The organism is Flavobacterium sp. AK-345, from assembly GCF_058310175.1.
The window spans coordinates 92,274-107,085 of the sequence record NZ_JBZEER010000014.1; the positions used below are offsets into that span (position 1 = coordinate 92,274).

12 protein-coding genes are annotated in these 14,812 nt (G+C 33.8%); 4 read left to right on the top strand and 8 right to left on the bottom strand.

Translation table 11 applies throughout. The features are described 5' to 3' along the window. The first annotated feature begins 170 nt into the window (after positions 1-170). From AC4FQ3_RS20090 to AC4FQ3_RS20100, 3 genes are all read left to right on the top strand, one after another. Positions 171-2,942, top strand: a complete 2,772-nt coding sequence (locus tag AC4FQ3_RS20090; protein WP_042564015.1) for a bifunctional aconitate hydratase 2/2-methylisocitrate dehydratase — start codon at positions 171-173, stop codon at positions 2,940-2,942. Between the two features lie 130 nt (positions 2,943-3,072). Further along, the gene (locus AC4FQ3_RS20095; protein WP_491183037.1) at positions 3,073-5,337 is read left to right on the top strand and encodes an aconitate hydratase; all 2,265 of its coding nucleotides are present in this window, start codon (positions 3,073-3,075) and stop codon (positions 5,335-5,337) included. Positions 5,338-5,677: 340 nt separating this feature from the next. Beyond that, positions 5,678-6,817: a C40 family peptidase gene (locus AC4FQ3_RS20100; protein ID WP_491183038.1), complete on the top strand. Its 1,140-nt coding sequence runs from the start codon at positions 5,678-5,680 to the stop codon at positions 6,815-6,817. A gap of 8 nt (positions 6,818-6,825) precedes the next feature. On the opposite strand, the gene AC4FQ3_RS20105 is transcribed toward AC4FQ3_RS20100, so the two are convergent. The 4 genes from AC4FQ3_RS20105 to AC4FQ3_RS20120 all read right to left on the bottom strand — a co-directional run bounded on the left by AC4FQ3_RS20105 (position 6,826) and on the right by AC4FQ3_RS20120 (position 9,800). Beyond that, positions 6,826-7,215: a response regulator gene (locus AC4FQ3_RS20105; RefSeq protein ID WP_073397300.1), complete on the bottom strand. Its 390-nt coding sequence runs from the start codon at positions 7,213-7,215 to the stop codon at positions 6,826-6,828. After that, the gene (locus AC4FQ3_RS20110; RefSeq protein ID WP_491183039.1) at positions 7,205-8,512 is read right to left on the bottom strand and encodes a sensor histidine kinase; all 1,308 of its coding nucleotides are present in this window, start codon (positions 8,510-8,512) and stop codon (positions 7,205-7,207) included. Before AC4FQ3_RS20110 ends, AC4FQ3_RS20105 begins: the two co-directional genes overlap by 11 nt. A 507-nt stretch (positions 8,513-9,019) precedes the next feature. Beyond that, the gene (locus AC4FQ3_RS20115; RefSeq protein WP_491183040.1) at positions 9,020-9,412 is read right to left on the bottom strand and encodes a DUF5958 family protein; all 393 of its coding nucleotides are present in this window, start codon (positions 9,410-9,412) and stop codon (positions 9,020-9,022) included. Between the two features lie 4 nt (positions 9,413-9,416). Next, positions 9,417-9,800, bottom strand: a complete 384-nt coding sequence (locus AC4FQ3_RS20120; protein WP_491183041.1) for a hypothetical protein — start codon at positions 9,798-9,800, stop codon at positions 9,417-9,419. Positions 9,801-10,112: 312 nt separating this feature from the next. Between AC4FQ3_RS20120 and AC4FQ3_RS20125 the strand changes: the two genes are divergently transcribed. Then, the gene (locus AC4FQ3_RS20125) at positions 10,113-11,525 is read left to right on the top strand and encodes an APC family permease (RefSeq protein WP_491183042.1); all 1,413 of its coding nucleotides are present in this window, start codon (positions 10,113-10,115) and stop codon (positions 11,523-11,525) included. Between the two features lie 122 nt (positions 11,526-11,647). On the opposite strand, the gene AC4FQ3_RS20130 is transcribed toward AC4FQ3_RS20125, so the two are convergent. The 4 genes from AC4FQ3_RS20130 to AC4FQ3_RS20145 form a co-directional block, all read right to left on the bottom strand. After that, positions 11,648-12,685: an alpha/beta hydrolase gene (locus AC4FQ3_RS20130; protein ID WP_491183043.1), complete on the bottom strand. Its 1,038-nt coding sequence runs from the start codon at positions 12,683-12,685 to the stop codon at positions 11,648-11,650. A 249-nt stretch (positions 12,686-12,934) separates the two neighbouring features. Next, the gene (locus tag AC4FQ3_RS20135; protein WP_073397308.1) at positions 12,935-13,339 is read right to left on the bottom strand and encodes an MFS transporter; all 405 of its coding nucleotides are present in this window, start codon (positions 13,337-13,339) and stop codon (positions 12,935-12,937) included. Between the two features lie 222 nt (positions 13,340-13,561). After that, entirely contained in the window at positions 13,562-14,023 is a 462-nt protein-coding gene (locus tag AC4FQ3_RS20140; protein WP_042564026.1) for a DUF1810 domain-containing protein, read from the bottom strand. 93 nt (positions 14,024-14,116) lie between these two features. Next, positions 14,117-14,794, bottom strand: coding sequence for an alpha-ketoglutarate-dependent dioxygenase AlkB family protein (locus AC4FQ3_RS20145; RefSeq protein ID WP_073397310.1), 678 nt, complete (start codon positions 14,792-14,794; stop codon positions 14,117-14,119). Between the last annotated feature and the right edge of the window lie 18 nt (positions 14,795-14,812).

Genomic DNA, 14,812 nt, shown 5'->3' on the forward strand with positions numbered 1-14,812 from the left:
TTCATTTTTTTATTTCAAAATTGATATTTTCGCAATAACAAGCTATCAAAATCGTTTTTTAACAATAATAATTTTTGAAAAGGCGACTTCTATTATATTTTTTTTAATTCTCGGCTTTAATAGCTAAATTTGCGAACAAAAAAATAAAAATACCTAGAAATACCTCTACTATGAACATTTATAAGGATTACATCCAAGAAATTGAAGAAAGAAAAGGTCAAGGGCTTCACCCGAAACCAATTGATGGTGCTGAATTATTAAGCGAAATCATTGAACAAATTAAAGATTTGAATAATGAATACAGAGAAGATTCTCTTAAGTTCTTTATTTATAATGTTGTACCGGGAACGACGAGCGCAGCTGGTCTGAAGGCTAAATTTCTAAAAGAAATCATTCTTGGTCAATCCATAGTAAAAGAAATAACACCTGCTTTTGCTTTTGAGTTATTATCACACATGAAAGGTGGGCCTTCAATTGAGGTGTTGCTTGATTTAGCCCTTGGTAATGATGCTGCTATAGCAAAAGAAGCAGCAAACGTTCTTAAAACGCAAGTTTACCTTTATGAGGCAGATACAGACCGTTTAAAAGAAGCATTTAAAAATGAAAATCCAATTGCCAGAGAAATTCTGGAAAGCTACGCAAAGGCAGAGTTTTTTACTTCATTACCAGAAGTAGTTGAAGAAATTAAAGTAGTTACATATATTGCTGGTGAAGGAGATATTTCTACAGATTTATTATCTCCGGGTAATCAGGCTCACTCTCGTTCTGACCGTGAACTTCACGGTAAATGTATGATTACTCCTCAGGCACAAGACGAAATCAAGATGCTGCAAGCTCAGTATCCTGATGCAAGTGTGATGTTAATTGCAGAGAAAGGTACAATGGGTGTAGGTTCGTCAAGAATGTCAGGTGTAAATAACGTGGCACTTTGGACAGGTAAACAAGCAAGTCCATACGTTCCATTTATTAATATTGCTCCAATCGTTGCAGGAACAAATGGTATTTCTCCAATTTTTCTAACAACTGTTGATGTTACAGGTGGTATTGGTTTAGATCTTAAAAACTGGGTAAAAAAGCTTGACGCAAATGGTGATATTATTCGTAATGAGAATAATGAGCCTATTTTAGAAGAAGCTTATTCTGTTGCTACAGGAACTGTATTAACAATAAATACAAAAACTAAGAAGCTTTATAATGGCGATAAAGAGTTAATTGATATTTCAAAGGCATTCACACCTCAGAAAATGGAATTCATTAAAGCTGGAGGGTCATATGCAATTGTATTTGGTAAAAAACTTCAAACATTAGCAGCGAAAGTTCTTGATATTGAAGCACCACTTGTATTTGCTCCATCAAAAGAGATTTCTATTGAAGGGCAAGGTCTTACAGCTGTGGAAAAAATCTTTAACAGAAATGCTGTTGGTATCACTCCGGGTAAAGTATTACACGCTGGTTCTGATGTTCGTGTAGAAGTTAATATCGTAGGTTCACAAGATACGACCGGTCTTATGACTGCTCAGGAATTGGAGTCTATGGCTGCTACAGTTATTTCGCCAATCGTTGATGGTGCTTACCAATCTGGTTGTCACACAGCTTCAGTATGGGATAAAAAAGCTCAGGCAAATATTCCAAAATTGATGAAATTTATGAATGATTTCGGTTTAATCACGGCACGTGACCCGAAAGCCATTTATCATTCAATGACAGATGTAATTCATAAAGTTTTAAACGATATTACAATAGACGAGTGGGCTATCATTATTGGTGGTGACTCTCATACAAGAATGTCAAAAGGTGTTGCTTTTGGTGCTGACTCAGGAACAGTTGCTCTTGCACTTGCAACAGGAGAGGCTTCAATGCCAATTCCAGAATCTGTAAAAGTTACTTTTATTGGAGAAATGAAAGGTTATATGGACTTCCGTGATGTAGTTCATTCAACACAATCTCAAATGCTTAAGAAATTTGGTGGTGAAAACGTATTCCAAGGAAGAATTATTGAAGTTCATCTTGGAACTCTTACTGCTGACCAGGCATTTACGTTTACAGACTGGACTGCGGAAATGAAAGCAAAAGCTTCTATCTGTATTTCTGAAGATGATACTTTGATTGATTCACTGGAGATTGCAAAAGGAAGAATCCAGATTATGATCGATAAAGGGATGGATAATCACAAACAAGTTCTTCAAGGATTGATCAATAAAGCAGATAAGAGAATTTCTGAAATTAAGTCTGCTGAAAAACCAGCCTTAACTCCAGATGCAAATGCTAAGTATTATGCTGAAGTAGTTGTGGATCTTGATCAAATTGTAGAGCCAATGATTGCCGATCCGGACGTTAACAATGTTGATGTTTCTAAAAGATATACGCACGATACTATCAGACCTCTTTCTTTTTATGGAGGAGTGAAAAAAGTAGATCTTGGATTTATCGGTTCTTGTATGGTTCACAAAGGAGATATGAAAATCCTTGCTCAAATGCTTAAAAATATAGAAGATTTACATGGTAAAGTTGAGTTTAAAGCACCGCTTGTAGTAGCGCCTCCAACTTATAACATTGTAGATGAGCTTAAAGCTGAAGGTGACTGGGAAGTTTTACAAAAATACTCTGGTTTCGAATTTGACGATAATGCGCCTAAAGGAGCTGCACGTACTGAATACGAAAACATGTTGTACCTAGAACGTCCTGGATGTAACCTTTGTATGGGTAATCAGGAAAAAGCTGCAAAAGGAGATACTGTAATGGCAACTTCTACACGTTTGTTCCAAGGAAGAGTCGTAGAAGATACTGAGGGTAAAAAAGGAGAATCATTGCTTTCTTCTACACCGGTAGTAGTTTTGTCTACAATTCTTGGTAGAACTCCTACAATGGATGAATATACAGCTGCAGTAGAAGGTATTAGTTTGACTAAGTTTGCGCCTTCTAGCAAGCAACTAGTGATGTAATATATAGCATTAGTTATAATCATTATATATAAAAAGCCCGAGTGATAAACTCGGGCTTTTTCTTTTCTGGCTCCTCTATTTTTTGTACCTTGTCGTGTTCAAAATAAAAAAAACAAAACAATTATAACTTATGGCTTTTGATATTGAAATGATAAAAAAAGTGTATGAGAACATGCCCGGTCGTGTTGATAAAGCACGCGAGATTGTTGGTCGTCCACTTACTTTAACGGAGAAAATTTTGTACAATCACCTTTGGGATGGAAATCCAACGAAGGCGTTTGGAAGAGGTGTTGATTATGTTGATTTTGCACCGGACCGTGTTGCTTGTCAAGATGCAACAGCTCAAATGGCATTATTACAATTTATGCATGCCGGAAAGAAAACAGTTGCTGTTCCTACAACAGTTCACTGTGATCACTTGATTCAGGCAAAAGTTGATGCTGCAACCGATTTGGCCAGAGCAAAAACACAAAGTAACGAAGTTTTCGATTTCTTATCGTCAGTTTCTAATAAATACGGAATTGGTTTTTGGAAGCCAGGAGCCGGAATTATTCACCAGGTAGTACTTGAAAATTACGCTTTCCCAGGCGGAATGATGATTGGTACCGATTCTCATACTGTAAATGCAGGTGGTTTAGGAATGGTAGCAATTGGCGTTGGTGGTGCTGATGCTGTAGATGTTATGTCTGGTATGGCTTGGGAATTAAAATTCCCTAAATTAATTGGAGTAAAACTAACAGGTAAATTATCAGGATGGACTGCTCCTAAAGATGTCATCCTTAAAGTGGCTGGTATACTTACTGTAAAAGGTGGTACTGGTGCAATCGTTGAATATTTTGGTGAAGGTGCAACTTCTATGTCTTGTACAGGAAAAGGTACGATTTGTAATATGGGTGCTGAAATTGGAGCTACAACTTCAACTTTTGGTTATGATGATTCTATGAGTCGTTACCTTCGTTCTACAGGCAGATCTGATGTTGCTGATGCTGCAGATAAAGTAGCTCCTTACTTAACAGGAGATCCCGAAGTTTATGCTAACCCGGAAAAATATTTTGATCAGTTAATCGAAATCAATTTATCAGAATTAGAGCCACATTTAAATGGTCCTTTTACGCCGGATTTGGCAACTCCAATTTCTAAAATGAAAGAAGAAGCAATCAAAAATAACTGGCCGTTACAAATACAGGTTGGTTTAATTGGTTCTTGTACAAACTCTTCTTACGAAGATATTGCTCGTGCTGCTTCTTTGGCAAAACAAGTAAGTGCTAAAAACTTAAAAACCAAATCTCAATTTACAATTACTCCGGGTTCTGAAGTAGTTCGTTATACAATTGAGAGAGATGGATTTATCGATACTTTCGAAAAAATTGGGGCTACCGTTTTTGCTAACGCCTGCGGACCATGTATTGGTATGTGGGACAGAGACGGAGCAGAGAAAGAAGAAAGAAATACAATCGTTCACTCTTTTAACCGTAACTTCTCAAAGCGTGCAGATGGTAATCCAAATACTTTAGCTTTCGTAGGTTCTCCTGAATTGGTAACTGCAATGGCTATAGCTGGTGATTTAGGCTTCAATCCATTAACAGATACTTTGATCAATGAAGATGGAGAAGAAGTAAGACTTGAAGCGCCAACAGGAGACGAATTGCCTCCAAGAGGTTTTGATGCCGAAGATCCTGGATTCCAGGCTCCGGCTGAAGATGGTTCAGGTGTTCAGGTTGTGGTAGATCCTGCATCAGAACGTTTGCAGTTATTAGCTCCTTTTGATGCTTGGGATGGTAAAAATATTACAGGTGCTAAATTGTTGATCAAAGCATTTGGAAAATGTACTACAGATCACATTTCTATGGCTGGACCATGGTTGCGTTTCCGTGGACATTTGGATAATATTTCTAACAATATGTTGATCGGTGCTGTAAATGCATTCAATCAAAAAACAAATTCTGTTAGAAATCAGTTAACAGGAGAGTATGATGCAGTTCCTGCTGTAGCTCGTGCATACAAAGCTGCAGGAGTTCCATCAATCGTTGTGGGAGACCACAATTATGGTGAAGGTTCTTCTCGTGAGCATGCTGCTATGGAGCCACGTTTCTTAGGTGTTAAAGCGGTATTAGTAAAATCGTTTGCACGTATTCATGAAACAAACCTTAAAAAACAAGGGCTTTTAGGATTAACTTTTGCTAATGAAGCAGATTACGATAAAATTCAGGAAAACGATACAATTAACTTTACTGATTTAACTGAGTTCGCTCCTGGAAAACCATTAACGTTAGAGTTTCTTCATACAGATGGTTCTAAAGATATTATCTTGGCAAACCATACTTACAATGCAGGTCAGATTGGCTGGTTCGTTGCGGGGTCAGCATTAAATTTAATTGCTGCCGGAAAAGCTTAATCGATATGATTTAATTATGCTAAAAACGCTCTGTGAAAACAGGGCGTTTTTTATTTCAGGTAAGCTACAGTATGAAATTTAATAAAAAATAATTATATTTGCAGGATAAAACTTATATATTTTGATTTAATAACGAATTTTATATGTTTTGTTTAATGTAGTGATTTTGAGTTTATTACTTTTAAATCGATTGAATTTTGTTAATTTGAACTTAATATGTTGTTAAAAAAGACGTTTTTTTTGCATAAAAATGTTAAATTCGCCTTATTAGTAAAAGAATCGTTCTTTTTTTGAGTTTATAAAATGAACTACAAAATTTAAAAAAAATTCCCCCCAAGAAATGAATTTTAAGTTAGTCGTCATAATGTTGTTTTTAAGTTTAAGTGTTTTTTCACAGGAAAAATATATTAAGCACACTATTTCTAAGGGTGATAATATCACTACAATTGCAAAAAAGTACGGAGTAAAACCTAAAGCTATTATAGATGCAAATCCTAATGCTCATAAAATTTTAAAGCTAAACTCGGTTTTGCTAATTCCCAATACAAATCAAACTACTGTAGCAACAACAAATGAAGTTGCTGTAAATAATAATACTCCTGGAACACATGAAGTTTTGGCTAAAGAAACGCTGTGGGGAATATCCAAAAAATACAATATTTCAGTCGAAGATTTAAAAAAATCCAATCCGCTTCTGGAAACAGAAGGCTTAAAAATTGGGCAGCAAATTATTATTCCATCCAATTCAGTTGCAGTTTCGCAAAAACCAGTTGATGATCTTAAAATTGTAACAGATGTTGAAGTGGTTGTAGAAGTTCAGCCAAAAGAAACTAAATACGCAATTGCAAAAAGATATGGATTGACAGTGGCTGAATTAGAAAGACAAAATCCATTTATTAAAGGGAAATTACCGGTTGGTTATGTTTTGAAAATCAGAACTTCAAAAGAAAAAGCAGATGCTGCTGCAGCTTTGGTTTCTCCACAAGAAATAAAAGAGACAATAACACCATCGTCAGAAACACAAATTGCAGAAAACACACCTCCGGCAATTCAAACTGATTCAACGAGTACAATTATAAAGGTGAGTAATCATTCTGAATTAGTCGATCAATTAATTGTAAACGCTACAGAAAATATCGGGACGCGATATCGATCGGGCGGTACTACAAAAGCAGGTTTTGATTGTTCAGGTTTAATGATTTCGACTTTTAGTAATTTTGATATTAAATTGCCCCGAAGTTCAATAGAGCAATCCCGCATTGGAATGAAAGTTACTACTGATGAAGCCCAAAAAGGCGATTTGATTTTCTTTAAAACAAATGGAAGAAGACAAATTAATCATGTTGGAATGGTAGTAGAAGTTGTTGATGGTGAAATTAAATTTGTTCACTCTTCAACTCATGGCGGTGTAATGATTTCGTCAACAAAAGAACCATATTACCAACGAGCTTTTTCACAAGTAAACAGAGTTTTGCAATAAAAGAGAAATTAATTAAAATGTAATTTCTTTTTGAAATCCTCGATTGGAAAAGGTTTATTTAAAAATTCAGTTACATAGTTATTCTCTTTGATTTTTTTTATTTCGTCAGAATCCAGAGTTGACGAAAGTACATAAATCTGATTTTCTTTTTTAAATTCGTCACTTAGCTTATCGTATTCTTCCAAAAAATCAAAACCGTTCATTATTGGCATCTGTATATCCAATAGAATAATTAAAGTTTGGTTTAAGTCCTGATGGTTGTATAGCCACTCCAAACCTTCTCTGCCATTGTTAGTGATGTTTATGTCACTATCAAGAGATTTTTTTATAAGCTGTTTGATGACGAGCTGATCGATCAGGTTGTCTTCAATTAATAAAAATACAGGTTTAAGATCCATGACAGTTAGGGATTGTTACAATAAATTTACTTCCAATATTGTTTTCAGACAAAACATAAATATTTCCTCTAATATTTTCAACGGCTTCTTTTACAATGTATAACCCCAGTCCTGATCCTTTGTTTTTGTTTGTTCCAAAATACATTTCAAAAATGTGGTCTTTAAATTCATCTTTAATTCCAATTCCGTTGTCAGATATTTCAATTTTATTACAACCATCAGCAATGTAGGTTTTAATAGCAATAAACATTTGCTGTTTGGTATTGTCGGCATATTTAATGGCATTTGAAAGTAGGTTGAAGATAATAATTTTTAAGCGTAAACTATCACTCTGAATTTCATCTACCAATAATTCTTTTGTAATGGATATTTGGCTGGCATTTTCAAAATGCATTAATTGTGAGATTGCTTCATCAAATATTTCCTGTAAGCTAACAGGTTCCATGATGATTTGTTTTCGCTTATTTTTAGAATAATCAATAATGTCACTAATAAATTGGTCTTGTCTGGCCAGACTCGTATGCATTAAAGTCAAATATTCCCTAATTTGGTTAAGGTTGTCTTCTTCCTGAGTAATTTTGATTAATCCTTTTAAAGAGGTTATAGGAGATCTCAAATCATGTGATGCACTGTAAACAAAATGATCGAGTTCGTGATTAACCAATATTAAATTTTCATTTTTAACTTCTATTTCTTTTTTAGAAACTATTAGGCGTTTTACCATTATCGAATAATAAAGGCAAACGCTGCAAATGATAATCAGAATAAAAAACACATTAGTAAAGATTAGTAAGTCTTTTATTTTTCGTGTTCCTTCGCCTAATGTATTCGAAAAGTTACGTTCGTTAATGGTGAGTTTATCACTTATTATGCTAATTTGCTGAAGGAATTTTTGTTGGTCGGTAGCGGTTAATATGTCATGTTTTATTTTGGCATTAATTTGTTCTCCTATAATAAATAATTTGAAGATTAATTTGTCACCCTGTTCCCATTCGTTAATGGCTTTGGCTAAAAATGAAACATCTTTAAAATTCACAAATAACCAAACAAGATCGTCTAAATCTTCCTGGTGATTTCTGCCAATAAGTAAGGCTTTGCGGGCAATTGCATTATCTCCGGCTTTTAGTAGTGTAACTCTGGCGGTTCCATCACCTTGCGGAACTTTTAGTTCTTCAAGATATAATTTCCATTGATTTTTGTCTTTAGTGTATAAATAGGTAATTAAATGGCGGGAAGCATCTTTTTGTCCTTTTGAATAATGTGATTCACCATTTACATAAGCTCTGGTTGCAGACAATGTTTTGATGGTGAAAAAGTTAATACAAATTAATAAAGCACAACAAACAAAAACTATTAAAATAAGTATGAAAACATTTGCAAAACGCAACTTCTTAAAAAATTGGGATTTAGACATAGTTTTCGAATTTGTTGGTTGATAATCTGATTCTAATTTTTGGTTGTCTTTTGTGGAAAAAAGATATTCCTTGATAATAATCTTTGGAGCGAGATTATTGTAATTATTAAACAAATGTTAATAAAAATAAATAAATTTTAACATCAGTATATCGCTTAATTCAAAATTAGTAAAAAAATATTACGGTTTTACAAACAGCTTGTTTTTTCTGGTTAATTTATTTTTTAAACGGATTAATTTTTAATGTATTGATTTTTAGTATTTTGTATGTGTTTTAGCGGCTATTGCTTAAAATTTGAAATAAATTCATTATTACTCTGGCGGAAAAGGGAGTGCCAAATAAGAAAAAGTTTTTGTTTAACTAATAGAGTAAAAAATAGATGCTTTTATTTATTCAATTTGATGCCAAAAATGGGCACAACCATTTTTACATTCTGTATTTCTTCTTTCTGCATCAGTAATTTTAAAGACCCAAAGCAAAGCGGTGATTGTCTTTTTATTTTCAATTTTGGGAAGTGTAAACAATTTGTTAAATGCAATTCTTGTAGAATAGTTTTTTAGAATTACAATTGGAGTATAAGTTGGTTTTAAAGGAATGGTATTTATTGCCTTTTGATAAGTTTCTGAATTATAATCTGTTTTATTCGGAATAGCATTAAATATGTAGTTTTTTAAAGTTGTAAAAAGCTCTTCAAAGTTATATTGTTCATTTTCTAATAAAAATTTTAATCCTTCATTAAAGTCAATTTTATCCTGAGCAACCTGATTGATTATTTCTTCCATTTTGTTATTGAAACTTTTTAAAAATATAACTATCAATAATAAAGGGCAAAATTACTACTCCAATTATTATTATAAAAGTATATACATAATCAATTTTGTGTTTTGGAAATTTTCCAATTTCCGGTTCTCTTTTAAATATTTTGAAGTACAGCGTTCTGGTTATTTTTTGAATAATTAAAAAGATAAAAAGCATTTGCGAACCGAAATAACTTAGATTTCTCATTTCATTATTGGAGTTATCTTCAATTAGAATTCCGGCAATGATCAATAAGATTGAAATTGAAATCCAAATTAGGAATATCTTTTGTTGATTTAATTTTTCGATTTGAAATCCCACAATAACTATTGGAATTATAAAAATTATATAAAGCAGAATGTCAATATTCATTTTTGGTGTTTGTTCTAATTATTAATTCTCTTTTTATTTCTCAAATGTAAACAATTGAATAATTATAATTTTGGCAAAGAACCGTAAACATAATTATTATCTAAAAACTTCTAATGAAATGAGGTTTGCGTGAGGGATAGAGGCGGTATCCTTTTGTGAAGTGAAACGGAACAAAAGATATAGCCGATCCCGAAGTTTCGGGACGACCCGGAGGGACACGCCCAAAATATTTTTGCAGCATCTAAAATCTATAAACTAAAATCTAGAATTTCAGAAAAAAGTATATCTTTAACCAACCCAAAAAACAAAATAATGCAAGAAGAAAACCAGGAAAATTTTAAAAGAGAACTCGGATTACTAGATGGAACCATGCTTGTTGTGGGTTCTATGATTGGCTCAGGAATATTTATTGTAAGCGCCGATATCGCCAGACAAGTAGGATCTGCAGGATGGTTAACGCTGATTTGGCTTATTTCCGGATTAATTACGATTATTGCTGCTGTAAGTTATGGCGAACTAAGTGCAATGTTCCCTAAAGCAGGCGGACAATACGTGTATCTAAAAGAAGCTTATAACAAACTGATTGCCTTTTTATACGGCTGGAGCTTTTTTGCGGTTATTCAAACCGGTACGATTGCTGCCGTTGGTGTGGCTTTTTCGAAATTTGCAGCTTATCTTTATGAACCATTAAGTGATGAAAATATACTTTTCGAATTAGGTTCTTTTAAATTGAATGCCGCACAAATTGTTTCGATTTTGACAATTGTTTTATTGACTTATATTAATAGTCGCGGTGTTAAAAACGGAAAAATTCTTCAAACTGTTCTTACGATTATCAAAATTTTATCATTAGTAGGTTTAATCGTTTTTGGATTAACACTTGCAGCAAAAGCTTCTGTTTGGGATGCCAATTGGGCGGATGCCTGGACAACACGCTCTTATAATGCAGAAAGTGGTTCTTGGCTGCCAATTAGCGGTACGGCTTTGATTACAGGAATTTCTGCTGCGATGGTAGGATCCTTATTTTCAAGTGATGCCTGGAACGGAGTAACTTTTATTGCAGGAGAAATTAAGAATCCGAAACGCAACGTTGGTTTTAGTTTGTTTCTTGGAACTTTTATTGTAACAATTATTTATGTTTTAACAAATTTGATGTATTTGGCTGTAATTCCACTAGATGAAATCGCAACAGCAAAATCTGATAGGGTAGCAGTAGTGGCCTCTCAATATATTTTTGGAAATATTGGAACGTTGATTATTGCAATTATGATTATGATTTCGACTTTTGCCTGCAACAACGGATTAATTATGGCGGGCGCACGAGTATATTATACGATGGCAAACGACGGTTTATTCTTTAAAAAAGCGGCAGTTCTGAACAAAGCAAGCGTTCCTGAATGGGCATTATGGGCGCAATGTATCTGGGCTTCGGCTTTGTGTCTAACAGGAAAATATGGAGATTTATTAGACTTTGTAATCATCATTGTTTTGATTTTTTACATCCTAACAATTTACGGAATCTTTATTTTACGTAAAAAAATGCCGGATGCAGAAAGACCATATAAAGCCTTTGGATATCCGTTTTTACCAATGTTGTATATCGTGATTGCAACTGCAATTTGTATTTCATTATTAATTACAAAATTTTCAACCTGTGGTTGGGGAATTTTAATTATGTTAATCGGAATTCCGGTTTATTATTTTACAAAACCAAAAGAGAGTTAAAGAAAGATGCTAAGGTTCTAAGTTGCTGAGATTCTAAGGATTTTTTCTATCGAGAAAATTAGAAAAACAAAGCGCCTTGAAACAAGGCGCTTTGTTTTTTATAAATATGTCTGCTGATACAATTATTTTAAATATTTGGTAAGTTCGGCAGCAGCCTGAAGAAACAAAGTTTTAGTTTGCGGAATCTCGGCTAAACCATTCAATAAACCAAAATCATGAATTACATCATTGTAACGAATTGTTGTTACAACTACTCCGGCATCGCTCAGTTTACGCCCGTAAGCTTCGCCTTCATCTCTTAAAATATCATTTTCGGCAACCTGAATCAAAGTTGGTGGCAAACCTTTTAACTGCGCTAAACTAGCTTGTAAAGGCGAAGCGTAAATTTCATTTCTTTTTGATGGATCAACATATTGGTCCCACATCCATTGCATCAAAGTGCTGGTTAGAAAGCGCTGTTTTCCATACAATTTATAAGACTCCGTTTCAAAATTTGCATCGGTTACGGGCCAGAATAAAATTTGAACTTTAAACAATGGCGTTCCTTTTTCTTTTGCCATTAAAGCACTTGCAGTGGCTAAATTTCCGCCGGCGCTATTACCTACAATTCCCAATTTGCTTCCGTCAACATTTATTTCATCTCCATGTGCAGCGATCCATTTTGCTGCTGCATAAACTTCATTTACAGGTTGTGGATATTTAACTTCTGGCGAAAGTGAATAGTTTACAAAAACACCAACATAACCGGTAAGTACACTTAAATCGCGAACCATACGCTTGTGTGTGGGATAATCACCCAAAACCCAGCCTCCGCCATGAATGAACATGAAAACGGGTAGTTTTCCTTTTGCTCCTTTTGGGCGAACAATGTTGAGCTTTATTTTATATCCATCGGCAGTAATTTCTTTTTCAGATTCATCGATTCCTGATAAATCAACTTTAAATGCATTTTGTGCACCAACAAGTACATTTCGGGCATCGGCAACCGGAAGTGATTCTAATGGTGCTCCTCCCGAATTTAGTGGTTTCAAAAAATCTTTTACCGCAGGTGTCAAATGCGGATCTGTGGCGTAATCAACTTGTGCATAGCTTTTCATAGTGGTATTTGCTAAAATAATAAACAGGGTTAATACTATTTTTTGATAGTCAAAATTTTTCATCGTAAAGTGGTTTTAAGATTAATTTTTTATAAGAAACCAATATATATGCCACAGCGAAGAAATGCTGAAAGAGTAGTGATTATGCTTGTTTTTAGCTTATTTGAAGTACTATATTTCGCTAATTTATTTTAGTTTAGTGAAATTTCGTTAGGAGAAATTGTGAAACAGTAAAATGTAAAAAAGAGAGATTGTGAAGTTGTTTTTCCTGGTGAATTTGTGTAAAAGGTTGCTTTTTTTGCGGTAAAATTACTATTCTGAAAAATCGTTAGTAATTTTTTCTTCTGTTGGTCTCAAAAAGATAAGATATATTATAACAAGTATTCCAAATATTAAAAAATCAGGTTTCAGAATTAATATTATAAAAGCAACACCTTCAAGAATTGCCCAGCGAATAATCGAAGCCGTTTGATAAACAGGTAATTTATCTTCAAGTTTCAAATTTCGATCTACTTGTTTTAATTGTGATTTAAATAGAAAATTAGCCATGATAATGGCTAAAAAAGGTATAATAGCAAATACAATCGACGAAGAATCGATAGTGGGAATTGTTTTTAATTTTTCAACTGAAATTTCTCCTATTACAAAATAAGCAACTATTAATCCTGCACAAAGTGCAAAATGTATTATCTGGAGAGTTTTGATTTTTTCGGTCATTTTGGTTGATTTAAGAGATTGATTTAGTAACTACTAATATAGAATTAATTATGGTGCAAAATAATCAATTATTAAAAGAGAAAAAACAACAGGGAATCTTAGGATTTGGCGTGAAATAAAAATCTCGCAAACTCATTAGAATCGCAAAGAAAATAAACTTTGCGCCTTAGCGAATTTGCGAGCAGAAAACCATTCGTAGTGAACTTTGTCTAAACTTTTCGGTTAAAAAACAGTAGATTCAATAGAAGGTTTTATAGTTGAATTAATAATGGTCAAAGTAAGTGGGTCTTCTTCTCCGGAAAAGAACGCATCCAGTATTTCCTTAAATATTGGATTTGTATTTTCTGCCAAAGAAAAAAGAGTCATTGACGAACGAAGTTTTCGAGCGTCCAGATCTCCAAAAATACCATCTGCTGATTTTCTTTTAAAAGTCAATAGCAACTCTGATATTTCTATAAGATGTTTTCCTAAAATAGGATGTTCTAAAAATGCAGAAGCCTCTTTTAGATCATTAATGGCATAATAATTTGCAGTATCGCTGGTGCCCAATCCTTTTAATTGAGGAAAAATGAACCACATCCAGTGTGTCTCTTTTTTTCCTTTTTTGATTTCAGAAAAAGCAGTAAGATAAAGTTTATTTTGTGCATCTAAAAAACGCATTAAATCATTGTTTGAGTAAGCCATTTTGGTATTATATATATGAAAAAAAGGGTGCGAAAGTACTAAAAAAAATACGGTATGCCTAATAAAAGGTTCATACTGTGAGTGTTTTAACTTTTAGAGGAGGAATTTTTGTACACTATTTCTAGTGTGAAAATGTTGTACGTTATCTTCTTTTCGATAAATTCTTCTAAAAGTCAAATTGATTCTGGGTAACACATTTCGGGCTGTTTTGGGAACCTCGTGTTGCCAAAAACTGTTGGTTGTTCCTGCCATTAACAGAAAAGAACCATGATGTAAAGGAATCTCGACCTGCGGAATATCTTTTCTAAATTTATGACGCAGTCTGAACATTCTCGTCTCTCCAAAAGTCACCGAAGCAATAATCGGATTTTGTCCCGTATTGTGTTCTTTATCACTATGCCACCCCACGCCATCTTTGCCGTTTCGATATAAATTGAGTAATACGGCATTAAAATCAAGCTGCGTTTCTTTTTCCACCCGGCTTCTGATTGTCAGCAATTCATAAGTCCAGTCAAGCCCATTCGGACTTGATCCGTGATTGTCTTTGTCTTCATACCAGGCAATCATTCTTGGTGCAGTATAAGTTTTATCATAGATTTCCATTTCATATTCTCTCCATTTGGTTTGATGAAGCAGTTTTTCATAAAAACGATCAGATTCTTCTTTAGTGAAGAAATTATCAATCAAAATTAGTTCTGTGTCAGGCAGATTATATACAATTTTACCACGATTTCCAGTAGTAAATAATTCGGTATCGTTAAATAGTGTCATAAGTCAATGTTTAAGTTT

Bases quoted from the DNA above. Each gene is read 5' to 3' on its own strand.
- AC4FQ3_RS20090 (WP_042564015.1), top strand. From the start codon at position 171: ATGAACATTTATAAGGATTACATCCAAGAAATTGAAGAAAGAAAAGGT.
- AC4FQ3_RS20095 (WP_491183037.1), top strand. From the start codon at position 3,073: ATGGCTTTTGATATTGAAATGATAAAAAAAGTGTATGAGAACATGCCC.
- AC4FQ3_RS20100 (WP_491183038.1), top strand. From the start codon at position 5,678: ATGAATTTTAAGTTAGTCGTCATAATGTTGTTTTTAAGTTTAAGTGTT.
- AC4FQ3_RS20105 (WP_073397300.1), bottom strand. From the start codon at position 7,215: ATGGATCTTAAACCTGTATTTTTATTAATTGAAGACAACCTGATCGAT.
- AC4FQ3_RS20115 (WP_491183040.1), bottom strand. From the start codon at position 9,412: ATGGAAGAAATAATCAATCAGGTTGCTCAGGATAAAATTGACTTTAAT.
- AC4FQ3_RS20120 (WP_491183041.1), bottom strand. From the start codon at position 9,800: ATGAATATTGACATTCTGCTTTATATAATTTTTATAATTCCAATAGTT.
- AC4FQ3_RS20125 (WP_491183042.1), top strand. From the start codon at position 10,113: ATGCAAGAAGAAAACCAGGAAAATTTTAAAAGAGAACTCGGATTACTA.
- AC4FQ3_RS20130 (WP_491183043.1), bottom strand. From the start codon at position 12,685: ATGAAAAATTTTGACTATCAAAAAATAGTATTAACCCTGTTTATTATT.
- AC4FQ3_RS20135 (WP_073397308.1), bottom strand. From the start codon at position 13,339: ATGACCGAAAAAATCAAAACTCTCCAGATAATACATTTTGCACTTTGT.
- AC4FQ3_RS20140 (WP_042564026.1), bottom strand. From the start codon at position 14,023: ATGGCTTACTCAAACAATGATTTAATGCGTTTTTTAGATGCACAAAAT.
- AC4FQ3_RS20145 (WP_073397310.1), bottom strand. From the start codon at position 14,794: ATGACACTATTTAACGATACCGAATTATTTACTACTGGAAATCGTGGT.